This is a genomic window from Paenibacillus antibioticophila (assembly GCF_000455265.1).
In the GTDB taxonomy this organism is placed as follows: Bacteria; Bacillota; Bacilli; order Paenibacillales; family Paenibacillaceae; genus Fontibacillus; species Fontibacillus antibioticophila.
The window spans coordinates 2,942,134-2,958,613 of the sequence record NZ_HG005139.1 but is presented as its reverse complement, the minus strand read 5'-3'; the positions used below and the strand labels follow the sequence as shown (position 1 = coordinate 2,958,613).

Genomic DNA, 16,480 nt, shown 5'->3' with positions numbered 1-16,480 from the left:
GGATATTTAAAATTTAAATAAATGCTTCTGGCTCTAAGATACTGGAATTGATCCTTTAACTTTGTGATAAAAATCACCAAGGAAAGCGCTATCAGTGCTTTAAAATGTGACCAACTCATGAATCGTGATGAATTCTGATTTGGTGCAAGGAGAGAAGCGGGGTTAAAATAAGAAAAGAGTAGTTATCAGGAGGTGGCTTCGTGCCGGCAATACGAACAGAGGACAGGATCTTCCCATGCCGAGGCATTCTATTTGACAAGGACGGAACCTTGCTTGATTTTATGGCGTTATGGAGCGATTGGGCGCTCACGCTAACCCGGCTGGTGGAAGGCCAGTTAACGGTGATGGGAGCGGCAGCAACGGTTCCTGCGGAGAATCTGCTGGGGCTGATGCTGGATACAGACGGGCAAATGAAAGGCTATGACAAGACCGGTCCTTTGGCGATGGGGACAGAAGAGGAAGTAACCGCAATACTGGCCTGGCAGCTGTATGTAGCGGGTGTTCCCTGGAACGAGGCGCTCCTGCAGATACGCTCCTTCAATACCGTAGCCATGCAAAAGCTGGAGGAGAAGCGGAATGCGGTTCCGATTCGGGGCCTCCATGGTTTCTTGACCCGTTGTGAGGCTGCCGGGATCCGGTTAGGCGTCGTCACCTCAGATACAACGGAAGGGGCAGTGAAGCATATGGACTGGCTAGGAATTCGCAAGTATTTTGGAAGTATTGTGGGCCGAGACCGGGTGATCAATGGCAAGCCCGATCCCGAAATGGCGGAGTTGGCAATGGGTGAGCTCGGAATCCAGGCGGAGGATTGCCTGATGATCGGGGACAGTAATGCAGATATGATGATGGGCAAGCTTGCAGGACTCTACGGCACAATCGGCATTGCCTCAGAGCCTGATGCGGCGCATTATTTAGTGGATGCAGATTGGATTATTCCGGATTATACCGTCATGGAGCCGATTGCTAATGCGGATTCTATTACTCTGAAGGAGGACAAACAGCGTGAATAACCATGAACATGACTTTAAGTGCATGCCGGAAATCGAGAAATTGGGAACCTGGATACTTGAGAGTAAGCGGATTGTATTTTTTGGCGGGGCAGGCATTTCTACAGAGAGCGGAATTCCCGACTTTCGCTCAGCCGCCGGGATCTATCATCAGGAGAACAAGCTGTCCTATTCCCCTGAAGAAATTTTAAGCCGTCCTTTTTTCAACCGGCATCCGGAAGTATTCTACGATTTTTACAGGACGAAGATGCTCCATCCGGAAGCCCGGCCGAATCCGGCTCATCAGCTGCTGGCAGCATTGGAGAAGGCGGGGCGGCTAAAAGCAATCGTTACGCAAAACATCGACGGCCTGCACCAAATGGCAGGGAGCCAAAATGTGCTGGAGCTGCATGGCTCGATTCATCGCAATTACTGCATGAGCTGCCATGAATTCTACACTCTGGATCAGGTTATGCAGAGCCCGGCACCGGTTCCGCTCTGTACGGCCTGTCAGGGTGTGATCAAGCCCGATGTAGTGCTTTATGGAGAAAATTTGAATGAGGATACCATTGAGCGCTCCATTCGTGCCATTGCCGAAGCAGATTTGCTGCTAATCGGCGGAACTTCATTGACGGTACAGCCGGCTGCCCATCTGGTGACTTATTATCAAGGCGGCCGCACCGTATTGTTGAATGCCAGCTCAACGCCTTATGACAGCAGAGCCGATCTGCTGATCACGGATCCGATCGGGGCGGTCATGGATACCCTGAAAACAGTTGTTCTGTGAACATGGACTATTTTTCTCACCTGTTGCCACGCGCGGCATCCCGCCTGTATTCACTCGGCGATTGACCGTGGAACCGGCGGAACTGTCTGGAGAAATACAAGGCACCTGCCAGTCCTACAGAAGAAGATATTTGTTCGATAGATAGCTCTGGCCGCTCGCGCAGCAGTTGCCGCGACTTGTCGATTCGCAGCTTGAGTAAATACGTAACGGGTGTGAAGCCCGTCTCTTTCTTGAAGATCCGGGACAAGTAGGCCCGGTTATAGCCAAGACTGGAGCACATCTGTTCAATCGACATCGGGTGTGCATACTGGCTTGCCATGTATTGGATCATTTGCTTTACAATTCGCTGTACGCCGGATTCACCAGCGGGAAGCGCCCCTGCTTGAACGAGCGACTGCTCTGCCTCCGCCATGACGAGATAGAGACAGCCCAGCGAGGCCAGATCGGAGTTGGATTTCTTGCTGCGGAAGGTCTGCAGGACCTGTTCCAGCAGAGAAGGAATGCTGCTCTCGGTGCCCGGACTGCAGACCGCTGTGCGGGGAGTGAACCCGGCACGCTCAATCAGGAGATTGACCTGTACACCTGCAAAGGCAATCCAGCGGTAACGCCAGGGATTCTCCGGATCGGAGGCATAGCTGACCAATTGCTCAGGAAGAATGAGAAAGCAGTCGCCTGCCTGAAGATCATACTGAGCATACTCTGTCTGGAAGGAGCCTTGTCCTTCTTCTACGTAATGAAGTAAATAGTAATCGTAAACCTTCGGACCCAGGCGATGGTTGTTCACCGTCTGGCTTTCGCCGGCAAAAAGCACATGCAGTTCGCTGGTCTCGCTGATTTCGGGATTGGCCGCAGCGCTATAGGATTCTTGAATCATATGAAATCCTCCATTTCTCGAAGTCACATATATCTATATTATACACGCATAGTTGCATTATCAAAGAGAACGCTTTTTCTTATACTGAAGACAAGAAATTCAAGATTCCATGAAGATGGGGTGTACAGAATGAAGAAGAAAGAAATGGAACAATTGTTTATATCGAAATGTGGAGGGAATGCGGAGGGTGTTCGCGTATTCAACGCTCCCGGACGTGTGAATTTGATTGGCGAGCATATTGACTATAACGGCGGATACGTGCTTCCGGCTGCACTGGAATTCGGAACAACGCTGGCTGTCCGCAAAAGAGAAGACGGCAAGGTTTCCTTTGCCTCGACTAATCTTCCTTACACCGCTGAAATTCCTGTTGAAGAGTTAGGCAAGGAGAAAACGGAGGAGTGGGTGGATTATCCGGTCGGAGTCATTGTGGAGCTGGCGAAAAGAGGGACAAACCTATCGAGCGGCTACGATCTGTTCTATCACGGCGAGATTCCTAACGGGGCCGGGTTGTCCTCCTCCGCTTCGATTGAAGTGGTTACAGCCTTTGCACTGCTTTCTATGGAAGGCAAGCCTGCCGATAAGGTTGAGATCGCTGTTCTGTCCCAAAAGGCCGAGAACCTCTATGTCGGTGTAAACAGCGGGATTATGGATCAGTTCGCTGTGGCTAACGGGGCTATCGACCATGCCATCTTGCTGATGTGCGACACGCTGGAGTATAAGCATGTTCCGTTCAAGACCGGGGCCTACAAGCTCGTCATTGGCAATACGAACAAGCGTAGAGGCTTGGTTGATTCCAAGTATAACGAGCGCCGGAGCGAGTGCGATGAAGCTCTTCGCTTGATCCGCGAAAAAGCGCCGGAGATCGAATTCCTGGCACAGTTGACACCGGAGCGCTTCGGGGAACTAAAGGGCAAGCTTAACAGTGAAGTCTTGTTGAAGCGTGCAACTCATGTGGTTGAAGAGAACGCCCGTGTGCTGAAATCGGTCGATGCGCTTGCGGCTAATGATCTCGCGGCCTTCGGCAGCCTGATGAACGCTTCCCATGATTCTCTTCGCGACCTGTACGAAGTGAGCTGTCTGGAGCTTGATGTGATGGTTGAAGAAGCACGCAAGATTGAGGGCACGCTCGGCTCGCGGATGACCGGTGCCGGATTCGGCGGCTGTACGGTCTCGCTGGTTCATGAGGATTCGGTAGAGCGTTTTGTTCAAGAAGTAGGCGCGGCTTACAAGGAGCGCACCGGCCTGGAAGGCGACTTCTATGTATGCGGCGTAGGCGACGGAGTCCATGAAATGAAGGGAGAGAACTAATATGGCAATTCTGGTCACTGGCGGAGCCGGTTATATCGGCTCACATACTGTAGCGGAGCTGTTGGCACAAGGGAAAGAGGTTGTAGTCGTTGATAATCTGCAGACCGGCCATCGGGGGGCATTGCTTGGCGGGAAGCTGTATGAAGGCGATTTGCGCGATAAAGAGCTGCTTGCAAAGCTATTTTCCGAGAATCAGATTGAAGCTGTCATTCACTTTGCGGCGAATTCCCTGGTCGGTGAAAGTATGAAGGATCCGGTAAAATATTATGACAATAATGTCTACGGGACGCTGTGTCTGCTGGAAGCTATGCATGCGGCTGACGTGCGGAAAATCGTATTTTCCTCGACTGCAGCTACCTATGGCGAGCCTGAAAAGGTACCTATTGAAGAGACGGATGCTACCAATCCAACCAATGTCTACGGTGAAACCAAGCTGACGATGGAACGGATGATGGCCTGGTTCGATCAGGTGCTCGGCATTAAGTATGTGGCCCTTCGCTATTTCAATGCGGCGGGAGCGCATGAGAGCGGGAAGATCGGAGAGGATCACACGCCGGAAAGCCATTTGATTCCGCTGATTCTTCAAGCAGCACTCGGGCAGCGTCCATCGATTCAAGTATTCGGTGATGATTACAACACACCTGACGGCACCTGCGTGCGGGATTATATTCATGTAGGAGATTTAGCGGATGCGCATCTGCGTGCGGTTGAATATCTGATTCAAGGTCATGACAGCAACATATTCAATCTCGGCAATGGCCAAGGCTTCTCCGTTAAGGAGGTTATTGCCAAGGTCAAGGAAGTTACCGGCCGTGATTTCCCGGTTGTAGTCACACCTCGCAGAGACGGGGACCCAGCAGTGTTGATCGCCTCTTCGGATAAGGCAAGAACAGTGCTTGGCTGGCAGCCTTCCCGCAATAAGCTTGATGATATTATCCGCAGTGCGTGGGAATGGCATTTGCATCATCCAGACGGCTATGGTGACAAGTAAGGAGTGAGAAGCGTGAGTACAGAGGAGCAGAGAAAGTCTGAAGCCCGGAAGGCGATTGAACGTCTTGTCCATTACGCGCTGGAACAGGCAATGATTGAAGAGACAGATATTGATTATTCGCGAAACCGTCTTCTGGAGCTGTTCGGGTTTGATGAAGCTTTTCTTGAAGCACTGGAGCCTGAATCGCTGCAAGGTCCGCAGGGGCCGCTTGCTGTGCTGATTAATTATGGTCTTGAAATCGGTCTGATTCCGGAAAATACAGATACCTATCGTGATTTGCTGGACGCCAGGATTATGGGGCTGCTGATGGCCCGTCCATCGGAATGCATTGCGTCATTCCGCAGCACAGCGGCGGAGCGTGGCATTCAAGCCGCAACGGATGATTTCTATAAATTATCAGTTGCCAGCAACTACATTCGGATGGATCGGGTCGCCCAGAATATTTATTGGGATCAACCGACCGAATACGGCGATATGCAAATCACGATCAATCTGTCCAAGCCGGAGAAGAATCCGAAGGAAATCGCCATGGCGAAGCTTCTTCCGCCGCCGGTCTATCCTAAATGCCAGCTCTGCCGGGAAAATGTGGGCTATGCCGGACGAATCAATCACCCGGCCAGACAAAATTTGCGCGTGATTCCGCTGGAACTGAACGATGAGCCATGGCTATTCCAGTACTCGCCGTATGTGTATTACAACGAGCATTGCATCGTGTTCCATCATGACCATGTTCCCATGAAGCTGTCCAAGCAGACATTTAAACGTTTGCTTAGCTTCACGGAGGCCTTTCCGCATTACTTTATCGGCTCGAATGCTGATCTGCCGATTGTGGGCGGCTCGATTCTGACGCACGACCATTTCCAGGGAGGCAGACATACATTCCCGCTTCAGCTTGCTCCTTCCGAGGCATCGTTCTCGAATTCGGCTTATCCGGGCGTAACCGCTGACCTGGTGAAATGGCCGATGTCGGTTCTGCGTTTGTCCGGTCATGATCCTTCCGTACTGCTGGAAGCGGCCGATCAAGTGTATGAATCCTGGAAGGCATACAGTGATCCTGCGGCCGAAGTGCTTGCCTTCAGCGAGGAAAATGGGGAGCGAGTGCCGCATAATACGGTGACTCCAATTGTTCGGCGCGGAGCAAGTGGCGCATATGAGATGGATATCGTACTGCGCAACAATCGCACCAGTGAGGAGCATCCGGAGGGTATTTTCCATCCTCATCGGGAAATGCACCATGTCAAGAAGGAGAACATCGGCCTGATCGAGGTCATGGGGCTCGCCATTCTGCCTGGACGGCTGAAGCAGGAACTCGCTGATATCACTGCGATTCTTGGCGGAAATACGGAGCTTCTGCAAGCGGCTGTCTCGAACTCCGGTCATCCCCTGGCCGTGCATGGAGATTGGATCCAGCAGCTTATTCAGCAGCATGGAACCTCGGTACCTGCAGAGCAGGCAGAAGAGCTGCTCCGGCAAGAAGTGGGCAGCAAGTTTGCACGGATCCTGGAGCATGCAGGTGTATTCAAGACAGATCCAGCAGGCCGGGAAGCCTTTATACGCTTTGTCCAAGCTATGGGTTATCATGCAATAGCATAGACAGTTAAACATCGGAGGGTGAGTTAGGGCGCAACGTGTGAAGTGTGCTTACGATCGCTGTTGTTCGCGGAATTCTTGATCAGCTGATCCATAAACAGCAATGCATTATGCTGCACTGCAAAATACTGCACTGCAAAATACTGCACTGCAAAATACTGCACTGCAAAATACTGCACTGCAAAATACTGCACTGCAAAATACTGCACTGCAATAAGCTTGCCGCCTGCGGCATGTAAGCAGGATACTGCTTGCCTGAATTGTACTCCGAATACATGATACTCCGGTTTTGCGCCAAACTTCGCTTGTCCGAGTGGCATTCCAGTTTAGCTTTGAACTTCGCTCGAGTCTTACTGGAACCATTGGTTAGGACATATTCCTCATATGAGCAACAACGTAGTGATGTAGGAAACTCTTTGTGCATAATGAGTGCAGAATGAGTATATGAGCTGCTGCTGGGCAAAATAAGTGCCAAAACGCAATAAAATCTCAGGCATGAGAGCGCATTTGGCGAAACAAGTGCATTAAGGCATTAAAATTTCTGGCGTAGGCGCACATGCGGGCGAAATAAGTGCTTAAAAGCATTAAAAGTGCCAGCGCGTGTGCTCAGGCGGCAAAATAAATGCCGAAATGCAATAAAATTATTGACGTGTGTGCACATGCGAGAAGCAAGTGCCGTATGTGCGAACAAACAAATGCTGGGGCCGTCCCGAAGCTTGATCAGCGGGACGGCTCTTTTTGCATGCAAGCAGGATACTGTGCATCTGGTGCAGTGATGTATATTTACTGTTTATAAAGGAGCATCGTCAGGTGCCTTTATGCCGGATTTCTCCCTTGTTATGGCTTATTTAATCAAAGAAATCCGCGAACAACAGCGATCGAAGGCAAACTTCACACGTTACCCCGGGCACGCTGAATCCGGCTCTTTTGCTGTTTACGCTAAGAAAGGTATAATCAGAATAGTTATGAGAAGGTTTGCTCACTTCACAATTATTTAGGAGGGATTTCGTCTTGGATCAATTTCAATTTCACAATCCGACCAAACTGATATTCGGCAAAGGACAATTAGAGCAGCTCCGGCAAGAAGTGCCGCGCTATGGAAGCAAGGTGCTGCTGGTCTATGGCGGCGGTAGTATTAAGAAGAGCGGATTGTATGACCGTGTCGTTGCCATTTTGCAGGAGCTTGGCGTAAATATTACCGAGCTTGCCGGCGTGGAGCCGAATCCTAGGCTCTCAACGGTGCATCGCGGTGTGGAACTGTGCCAATCCGAAGGGATTGATCTTGTGCTCGCCGTTGGCGGCGGCAGCGTGCTGGACTGTGCAAAAGCGATTGCCGTAGGGGCCAAGTACGATGGCGATATGTGGGATTTTGCCGAACGGAAGGCTGCCCCTGTTGATGCGCTTCCTTTGGGCACGGTGTTGACCATGGCGGCTACCGGCTCGGAAATGAATGGGAATTCAGTCATTACCAATGAAGAAACCCAGGAGAAGCTGGGCTGGGGAAGCAAGCTGGCTTACCCGGTATTCTCGATTCTGGAGCCGGCTAATACTGCAACATTGCCCAAGGAGCAAACCGTCTACGGGATGGTGGACATCATGTCCCATGTGTTTGAGCATTATTTTCACCACACCCCTAATACGCCGGTTCAGGATGGCTTCTGTGAAACCGTGCTGCGCACCGTCATCGAGACTGCGCCGCTGCTTATCAATGATCTTGAAAATGAAACCTACCGTGAGACGATTCTGTACTGTGGAACGATGGCTCTTAACGGGGTGTTGAATATGGGACTGTCGGGCGACTGGGCGACTCATAATATCGAGCATGCCGTCTCGGCGGTATACGACATTCCGCATGGCGGAGGTCTGGCAATTCTGTTCCCGAACTGGATGAAGCACGTTATGCACCATGATATCGCCCGCTTTAAACGCTTGGCTATTCAGGTCTTTGAGGTTGATCCGGCAGGCAAGAGCGACGAGGAAATTGCAGAAGCAGGCATCGAAGCGCTTCGGGCTTTCTGGGACTCGATCGGGGCGCCTAGCAGACTCTCAGACTACCAGATTGACGATAGCAAACTGGAGTTAATGGCGGACAAGGCAGTTCGATTCGGGGCCTTTGGCAACTTTGCCCAACTGGAAAAACAAGACGTACTGGACATATACAGAAGCTCTCTCTAAGCTCAAGGATACAAAAAAGTGAAACATTGGAAACCGTACTGCGTAAATATTACATGAAAGGTAATTGGCTGCAGTGAAAGGAGAAGCGGATGGAGACTTTATTTTGGAGCTGTTTTATCGGCGGCGCATTGTTTGCTTTCATTAGCGCTATACTTGGTGACCTTATCGGAAATTGGCTGGAAGGGATCTTCGATATCTTCTCGGTAGATTTTTTGAAGCCGGTCATCACCGCTTCCGCGATCACCACCTTTGGCGGAGCGGGCATTCTGCTGGTACGCTACACGGCGTTAAGTCACGGGACGGTCGTCGTATTGGCAATTCTGATTGCTCTGGTGGTCTCCATCCTGCTTTATTTCGTGTATGTCAAGCCGATGGAGAACAGCGAGAATTCAGTTGGCTTCTCCCACGCCGAGCTCCCTGGCAAGCTCGGTGAAGTGACCGTTCCGGTTCCCGCTAAAGGGTATGGAGAGATCATGGTCAAGATGGTGGGCGGAAATACGCTGCACACAGCTTCAAGCTGGGACCGCCGCAGTATTCCCGCCGGAGCGCTGGTTGTCATTGTTGAAATGAAGGACGGCGTGGTACATGTATCGGAGCTATACGAATCTGATGAACTAGAGAAGGAGAGGATGTAATTGGATTTGCCGATTCCAGATTTTTTGCTAATCCCTGTAGTGGTCATTGCTGTTATTGTGGTGCTGGGCCTTGCATTCTGGGCGCGCTATAAGACCGTAAGCCCGGATGAGGCGATGCTCGTAACCGGTTCCTTTCTAGGAAGCCGTAATATTTCAGAGGATGAATCAGGCCGCCGGATCAAGATTGTACGCGGTGGCGGGGCATTTATCTGGCCTATTTTTCAAAAAGCGGAGTTTATGTCGCTCTTGTCCCACAAGCTTGATGTCATGACCCCAGAGGTCTATACGGAGCAAGGTGTTCCGGTCTCAGCGGACGGTGTGGCGATTATTAAAGTCGGAAGCTCGGTAGAAGATGTGGCTACTGCAGCCGAGCAATTTTTGGGCAAGCCTATCGATGCCTTAAAAGGCGAAGCACAGGAAGTGCTGGAAGGTCATCTGCGCTCGATTCTCGGTGCGATGACAGTAGAGGAAGTATACCGGAACCGCGATAAATTTGCTCAGGAAGTGCAGGGCGTCGCAGCCCGCGATCTCAAGAAAATGGGCTTGCAGATCGTATCCTTCACGATCAAGGATGTGCGCGACAAGCACGGGTATCTTGAAGCGCTAGGTAAGCCAAGAATTGCTGCGGTTAAGCGTGATGCGGAGATTGCGGAAGCAGAGGCCGTGCGCGATGCGAGAATTCAGAAGGCGCTGGCGGAGGAATCCGGTCAGAAGGCCGAGCTTCTGCGGGATACGAATATCGCTGAGGCCTCCAAGGAGAAGGAACTGAAGGTCGCTTCATTTAAAAAGGATCAGGATACGGCGAAGGCTGAAGCCGACCAGGCTTATCATATCCAAGAAGCCAGAGCCAAGCAGACGATGGTAGAGGAGCAAATGAAGGTTGAGCTCGTCCGCAAGGAACGCGAGATTGATCTCCAGGAGAAAGAAATTCTCGTTCGCCAGAAGCAATATGATGCTGAAGTGAAGAAGAAAGCCGATGCGGACCGTTATGCCGTTGAACAAGCGGCGGAAGCGGATAAGGCCCGCAAGATGAGAGAAGCCGATGCGCTTCAATATTCCATCGAGACGCAAGCGAAGGCTTCGGCCGAGCAGAAGCGACTTGAAGGTCTGGCGATTGCGGATGCAGAGCGTGCAAAGGGTACCGCGGATGCAGAAATTATCCGGCTGCGTGGTTTGGCGGAAGCGGAAGCTAAAGAGAAGCTTGCTGAAGCGTTCCAGAAGTTTGGAGAAGCCGCGGTATTGGATATCGTTGTGAAAATGCTGCCGGATCTGGCAGGTAAAATTGCCGCTCCGATCTCTTCCATTGATAAGCTGACGGTTGTGGATACGGGGAAAGGTGAAGGCGCGGCACGGGTCAGCAATTATGTGACCGAGCTGATGGCCACCGCTCCGGAAATGCTGAAGGATGTCTCCGGCATTGAGCTAAACCAGTTGATCAAGCGGTTAACAGGCAAAGGGCCTGCTGCTTCAACTGTTCCAACTGCTCCTGCGGCCCCTGCGGCTCCTGTAGCTCAGAAGCCAGCGAAGGAAGGTCCGGTAGTCCCTGTTCAGGACACGAATTCAGAAATAATATAATTCGTTGTGCGCCATCTTCGGCTAATCCCCGGGGATGGCCTTTATTTACTCCCGATTGTGGCAACGAGTAGGCGTGTCGATTATAATAAGCATGAATGAACAAGCTGTTAGTATTAGAGGTAGTTCAAAAAAGTCATCTTTTGATCATGAAGTGATTTAGTGATTCTCGCAACCTTCTCGGTGCTGAAAAGTAGACTTTTTGAATACGTATTATTGTAAAAGTAAAAGAATCAGCATCCCCCAAATGAGGTGCCATTGTGAATAGCCTACAAGTGTCAAAAGCATTGAATAACAATGTCATTATTGCAAATCATCCTGCTCATGGTGAAGTGGTCATTATCGGAAAGGGCATCGGATTTAACCGCAAGACAGGTGAAGCGATTCCGCTGGAATCCGTGGAGAAGATGTTCATTCTGACCAGCCGTCAGGAGCAGGAGCAGTACAAACAGCTCGTTCCACAGATTGATGAGCAATTGATTGAAATTATCGGGGAAATTATTAACTATATTTCCGAGAAGACACAATCCGCTCTGAATGAACATATCCATATCGCTTTAACGGATCACCTGGCATTCGCTATAAAGCGTGCCGATCAGGACCTGTCTTTTCATAACCCGTTCCTGTACGAGACTAAAGAGCTTTATCCACTGGAGTATGAGCTGGCCGAATATGCAATCCACCTGATCCAGAAGAAGCTCGGGATCGACCTGGGTGAAGATGAAATCGGGTTTGTTGCTCTTCATATCAATAGTGCGATGACCAATCGGCATATCAGTGAGGTTCGGGGGCATGCCCAGTTAATTGCCGAACTTATAGAAATGATCGAAGAAGAGCTGCATATCACGGTTCAGCGGCAGTCGCTGGATTACTCACGCCTTCTGACGCATCTAAGGTTCGCTATCGAGCGGATACGCAGGGGTGAACAGGTGGAGGAAGTGAAGAAGCTGGAGCGAATGATGAGTGATGAGTATCCGGTCTTATTTGAGCTTGCGGGAAAGCTGACGGGATTGATGGAGACGCGTCTGAACAAGCCGGTGTACCGGGCGGAAATCAGCTATTTAACGATGCATTTGCACCGAGTGGCCCGGGAAGGGATTAACTAGGGATGAACTTGCGCCGAACCATCAGGTTTGATATACTTTGGTTACTGAACTGCAACTGAATATTATTACAATGTGTTACTGATTCGATCAGGCATGAGTTGATTAGATTTTTGATTGTATCTCTGATATGTGGGGTATTATAACCGTATTAAGGGGATAGGAATCATTTCTTGTTGACTCATGCCTTTTTGTTGTATGTTCTGAGCTTCTGACTTGAATCAGCAAGAGAATATTTTATGAAAGCGAGTTGTTCATGATGGAAAAAACATTCAGAATTACAGATGAAGACGGTATCCATGCTCGTCCGGCGACTGCACTGGTCAATACCGCAAATAAATTTAAGGAATCTGAAGCGTTTGCAGAATCAGGCGGCAGAAAAGTGACTCTGAAATCAATTCTGGGCGTACTCTCTTTGGGTCTTGAAAAGGGAGATACCTTAACTTTGTCCGTTGAAGGCGGGCAAGCTGCTGAAGCACTTCAAGCTCTTACCGATGTAATGATTAGTGAAGGGCTGGGAGAAGTTCATGCTTAAGATTACAGGCATTGCCGCATCTGCAGGAGTAGCAATTGCTCCGGCCTTCAAGCTGGAGCATCCTGACTATACGGTAAAGCAGCAGCATGCCAAGGATTCATCAGCAGAGCTTCAGCGCTTTGAAGAGGCCCTGGCGGCTTCAGTTCAAGAGCTGGAGGCGATTAAGGAACGCACTCAACAGGAGCTTGGCGCCAAGAAAGCCGAAATTTTCGAATCCCATTTGCTCATTTTGAGCGATCCGGAGCTTCTGACTCCTGTTCGCGATAAAATTGCTAACGAGCTGGTTACTGCAGAATTTGCGCTGGATGAGACGGCGAAGCAATTTATCAGTATGTTCGAAAATATGAAGAGCGCTTATCTTCGTGAGCGCGCCGCGGATATGCGCGATGTCACGAAGCGGGTGCTGACGCACCTGCTAGGTGTAAAGTATGTGAATCCGGCGGAAATTAGCACGGAAGTCATTGTGGTGGCCGAGGATTTAACCCCTTCGGATACGGCACAGTTGAACCGTCAATTCGTTAAGGGCTTCACTACGAATATTGGCGGAAGAACCTCGCACTCGGCCATTATGGCCCGGTCTCTGGAGATTCCTGCCGTAGTAGGAACCAAGGACGTCCTGTCCCAGATTGAGTCTGGCGACCTACTGATTGTAGATGGACTGGATGGAGAAGTTATTATTAATCCCGCGCCAGAGCTGGTTGCTGAATATGAAGCGAAACGGGACCGCCACCTTCGTCAAATCGAGGAATGGAAGAAGCTTCGCGATCTCCCAACGGTATCCCGGGACGGGGTGCATGTTGAGCTTGCTGCGAATATCGGTACTCCGAACGATGTGGCCGGCGTGCTTGAGAATGGCGGAGAAGGCGTAGGCTTATACCGGACAGAGTTCCTGTATATGGGCCGTACCGAGCTTCCGTCTGAGGATGTACAGTTCCAGGCCTACAAGACCGTACTGGAAAAGATGGAAGGCAAGCCGGTTGTCGTGCGTACGCTCGATATCGGCGGGGACAAGGAGCTTCCTTATCTGGATCTGCCCAAGGAAATGAACCCGTTTCTAGGCTTCCGGGCTGTGCGTCTCTGTCTGGACCGCCAGGATATTTTCCGCACCCAGCTTCGTGCTCTGTTGCGTGCCAGCGTGTACGGGAATCTGCGCATTATGTTCCCGATGATTGCTACCTTGGACGAGTTCCGCCAAGCCAAAGCGCTGCTCGAGGAAGAGAAGGCTAAGCTGGTTGGCGAGGGCACAGCGGTGTCCGATTCCATTCAGCTGGGCATCATGGTTGAGATTCCTTCCACGGCCGTTCTTGCCGATCAATTTGCGCAGGAGGTCGACTTCTTCAGCATCGGAACGAATGACCTGATCCAATATACGATGGCCGCAGACCGGATGAATGAACGCGTATCCTATCTGTACCAGCCTTACAACCCTGCGATTCTTCGCTTGGTTAAAATGGTGATTGATGCCGCCCATAAGGAAGGACGTTGGGTGGGGATGTGCGGAGAAATGGCGGGCGACGCCACCGCGATTCCATTGCTGTTAGGGTTAGGATTGGATGAGTTCAGTATGAGCGCGACTTCAATTCTTCCAGCCAGATCGCAAATTTCCAAGCTGTTTAAGGCTGAGATGGAGAAGCTGGCTGCTGAAGCGCTGCAGAAGCGGACAGCACAAGAAGTTGTCGAGCTGGTTCAAGCTATTAAGCAATAGTTTAATTGTATACTAGGGTTTTCTCCTATCTTTTCCATCTAATACTTAGAGGATTGACTTACAGGATCTACGGATCTGATGAGCAGTCCTCTTTTTCTTTTTATGGAATATTGGACGTTAGATGCAGGCATAATTGGGTAATATACTGATATGTCCAATAACAGGAGGTTGATCCATGATGACTACGTCACATCTTGAAGCTGTACGGAGACAGGATTTTGCCCGTTCATCACTCCGTGAATTGAGGACCAGCGGACGTGTTCCAGCGGTAATATACGGGGCCCAGACGGAGAGCATTCCCGTTCATGTCGATGCCAAGGAGTTGATCCGGGTATCGCGCACAGGCAGATCTGAATTTTTTGATTTGAAAGTGGAGGGCGGAGAGACGATTCCGGTTCTGATCAAAGATATTCAGCAACGGGCTGGTCAAGTCGTGCATGCGGACTTCCAGAAGGTGCTCAAGAACAAGCCGCTGCGGGTCAAGGTACCGCTTCAGCTTGAAGGAACCCCGGAAGGCACCAAAATTGGCGGTATTCTTCAGACCCAGGCGACAGAGCTGGAGGTTGAAGGGCTTCCTGCCGATCTTCCTGCTGCGATTACCGTGGATGTCACCTCGCTTGGGACGGGGGATAAGCTGCTTGCAGCCGACGTCAAGCTGCCGGATGGCATTACATTAATAGCTTCTCCGGAAGAGCTGCTGGCGTCCATCGTATTGCCGAGGGTGGTCGACGAGGATCTCTTGACCTCGGACGAGGCACAGGAGACAGGCGAGGTCGTGGCCGAGGGAGAAACACCAGCCGAATAAAAGATTTCATTTCAGGATCTTTTCCGTACGGGGAACCGTGTGGGAGGGGTCCTGTTGTCATGTGTCAGCATGAATCCAACTTATATAGCGGAGCTTGACTTGTCACGAAATTGTAACTAGAATGGTTGCAGGATCGATAGATTGCTAGGTTATTCTGATCCATTGAATAATTTGTGGGAAGAAGGGGTTCCATGCCGCCGAAAAAAGTGAAAAGCACGATCCATCAACGTAAAGCAGATAGCGAAAGATTGAAACAGCAGCAGCGGAAAAGAAGATTGCTTTGGTTCTCCACAGTGGGCGTTCTATTGGTTCTGATTATTATCGTATTATCATTGGACCTGAAGCCGGTTGTTAAGGCGGCTGAATTTGATTATGCCAGCCTGCCTGTACTTGGATCAGAGGATGCGCCGGTGAAAGTTGTTGAATTCGGGGACTTCAAATGTCCTTCCTGTAAAATTGCGAATGAGACCATCAAGCCTCAATTGAATAGTGAGTACATTGAGCAGGGAGACGTGGCCTTTTACTTTATAAATCTGCCGTTTCTTGCTGCGGATTCGACGACGGCTGCTCTCGCCGTCCAGTCTGTCTATCATCAGAACGCAGAAGCGTACTGGGATTATTTTGACGCCATATTCACCCATCAAGGCGAAGAGAGTGAGGAGTGGGCAACAGCTGACTTTCTAGTTGAGCTGGCGAAGGATATAAACCTTCCGGTCGATTACGATCTGCTTCGTCAAGATATCGAGAATAAAACCTACCAGTCGGAGGTGGCGGAGCAATATAACAAAGCTACAGAGCTAAATGTTCAAAGCACGCCTACCTTTTATATAAATGGTATAAAATATCATGGCCAGCTAGGCAATTACACGGTCTTTAAGCAAGCGGTTGAGGAAGCACTGGAACAAAGCAAATAAGATGGGGGGCAGAGCGGATGCGCTCATTTTTCCGGAACTACGGAATTTATATGGCATGGCTTGTATCCCTTGTAGCTACTGCAGGAAGCTTATATCTTAGTGAAGTCCTGCATTATGAACCTTGCAGGCTGTGCTGGTTTCAACGTATTTTTATGTATCCACAGGTAATCCTGCTCGGGATTGCCGCCTATCGTCAGGACCGGAACATCATTACGTATTCGATTCCGTTAAGTGCCGTGGGAGCTGTCATCTCGGTCTACCATTATGCGCTTCAGAAGGTTCCATTTATGTCTGAGCTGCTGCCATGCAAAGTCGGCATTCCGTGTAATTTCGACTATATTAACTGGTGGGGATTCATCACGATTCCTTTGCTGGCGCTGATCGCTGCGATTCTTATCATCGTATTTTTGTGGGCGGCTAAGGACAAGCCCGAGCCGCAAAACGATTAAGTACGGAAAAACGCATAACAGGGTTCCGAAGTCACTCCCGGTTGACTGAGG

16 protein-coding genes are annotated in these 16,480 nt (G+C 50.3%); 14 read left to right on the top strand and 2 right to left on the bottom strand.

Going from position 1 to position 16,480, the window contains the following annotated elements; all coding sequences use genetic code 11:
* Positions 1-200: 200 nt before the first annotated feature.
* Entirely contained in the window at positions 201-1,010 is an 810-nt protein-coding gene (locus tag TX85_RS13490) for an HAD family hydrolase (RefSeq protein ID WP_044479621.1), read from the top strand.
* Between the two features lie 22 nt (positions 1,011-1,032).
* Positions 1,033-1,773: an NAD-dependent protein deacylase gene (locus tag TX85_RS13485; RefSeq protein ID WP_044480073.1), complete on the top strand. Its 741-nt coding sequence runs from the start codon at positions 1,033-1,035 to the stop codon at positions 1,771-1,773.
* A gap of 16 nt (positions 1,774-1,789) precedes the next feature.
* On the opposite strand, the gene TX85_RS13480 is transcribed toward TX85_RS13485, so the two are convergent.
* Positions 1,790-2,647 carry an AraC family transcriptional regulator gene (locus TX85_RS13480; protein ID WP_044479620.1) on the bottom strand — a complete coding sequence of 286 codons (858 nt, stop codon included), beginning with the start codon at positions 2,645-2,647 and terminating at the stop codon, positions 1,790-1,792.
* Positions 2,648-2,776: 129 nt separating this feature from the next.
* Here TX85_RS13480 and TX85_RS13475 point away from each other — a divergent pair, with 129 nt between their 5' ends.
* From TX85_RS13475 to TX85_RS13465, 3 genes are read left to right on the top strand one after another with little or no spacing between them, the layout of a single operon-like run.
* Positions 2,777-3,955 (top strand): galactokinase, encoded by a 1,179-nt coding sequence (locus TX85_RS13475; protein WP_044479619.1) that lies wholly within the window; start codon positions 2,777-2,779, stop codon positions 3,953-3,955.
* A 1-nt stretch (position 3,956) separates the two neighbouring features.
* On the top strand, positions 3,957-4,946 hold the full coding sequence (galE, locus tag TX85_RS13470; RefSeq protein ID WP_044479618.1) for a UDP-glucose 4-epimerase GalE: 990 nt from the start codon (positions 3,957-3,959) through the stop codon (positions 4,944-4,946).
* Between the two features lie 12 nt (positions 4,947-4,958).
* Positions 4,959-6,539 carry a UDP-glucose--hexose-1-phosphate uridylyltransferase gene (locus TX85_RS13465; protein ID WP_044479617.1) on the top strand — a complete coding sequence of 527 codons (1,581 nt, stop codon included), beginning with the start codon at positions 4,959-4,961 and terminating at the stop codon, positions 6,537-6,539.
* 23 nt (positions 6,540-6,562) lie between these two features.
* On the opposite strand, the gene TX85_RS13460 is transcribed toward TX85_RS13465, so the two are convergent.
* Positions 6,563-6,856 carry a hypothetical protein gene (locus TX85_RS13460; protein ID WP_044479616.1) on the bottom strand — a complete coding sequence of 98 codons (294 nt, stop codon included), beginning with the start codon at positions 6,854-6,856 and terminating at the stop codon, positions 6,563-6,565.
* Between the two features lie 691 nt (positions 6,857-7,547).
* Between TX85_RS13460 and TX85_RS13450 the strand changes: the two genes are divergently transcribed.
* The 9 genes from TX85_RS13450 to TX85_RS13410 all read left to right on the top strand — a co-directional run bounded on the left by TX85_RS13450 (position 7,548) and on the right by TX85_RS13410 (position 16,429).
* Complete coding sequence (locus TX85_RS13450) at positions 7,548-8,711, top strand: iron-containing alcohol dehydrogenase (protein WP_044479614.1); 1,164 nt, start codon at positions 7,548-7,550, stop codon at positions 8,709-8,711.
* An 89-nt stretch (positions 8,712-8,800) separates the two neighbouring features.
* Positions 8,801-9,346, top strand: a complete 546-nt coding sequence (locus TX85_RS13445; protein ID WP_044479613.1) for a membrane protease regulatory membrane protein — start codon at positions 8,801-8,803, stop codon at positions 9,344-9,346.
* Between the two features lie 12 nt (positions 9,347-9,358).
* Entirely contained in the window at positions 9,359-10,921 is a 1,563-nt protein-coding gene (locus TX85_RS13440; RefSeq protein ID WP_044480072.1) for a flotillin family protein, read from the top strand.
* Positions 10,922-11,178: 257 nt separating this feature from the next.
* Positions 11,179-12,024 (top strand): glucose PTS transporter transcription antiterminator GlcT, encoded by an 846-nt coding sequence (glcT, locus tag TX85_RS13435; RefSeq protein WP_044479612.1) that lies wholly within the window; start codon positions 11,179-11,181, stop codon positions 12,022-12,024.
* A gap of 256 nt (positions 12,025-12,280) precedes the next feature.
* On the top strand, positions 12,281-12,556 hold the full coding sequence (locus TX85_RS13430) for an HPr family phosphocarrier protein (protein WP_044480071.1): 276 nt from the start codon (positions 12,281-12,283) through the stop codon (positions 12,554-12,556).
* A complete protein-coding gene (ptsP, locus tag TX85_RS13425) occupies positions 12,549-14,261 on the top strand; it encodes a phosphoenolpyruvate--protein phosphotransferase (RefSeq protein WP_044479611.1) in 1,713 nt (570 codons plus the stop codon). Before TX85_RS13430 ends, ptsP begins: the two co-directional genes overlap by 8 nt.
* Positions 14,262-14,439: 178 nt before the next feature.
* On the top strand, positions 14,440-15,066 hold the full coding sequence (locus TX85_RS13420) for a 50S ribosomal protein L25 (RefSeq protein WP_044480070.1): 627 nt from the start codon (positions 14,440-14,442) through the stop codon (positions 15,064-15,066).
* 206 nt (positions 15,067-15,272) lie between these two features.
* A complete protein-coding gene (locus TX85_RS13415; protein ID WP_233500712.1) occupies positions 15,273-15,980 on the top strand; it encodes a DsbA family protein in 708 nt (235 codons plus the stop codon).
* A 17-nt stretch (positions 15,981-15,997) separates the two neighbouring features.
* Complete coding sequence (locus TX85_RS13410; RefSeq protein WP_044479609.1) at positions 15,998-16,429, top strand: disulfide oxidoreductase; 432 nt, start codon at positions 15,998-16,000, stop codon at positions 16,427-16,429.
* Positions 16,430-16,480: the final 51 nt, after the last annotated feature.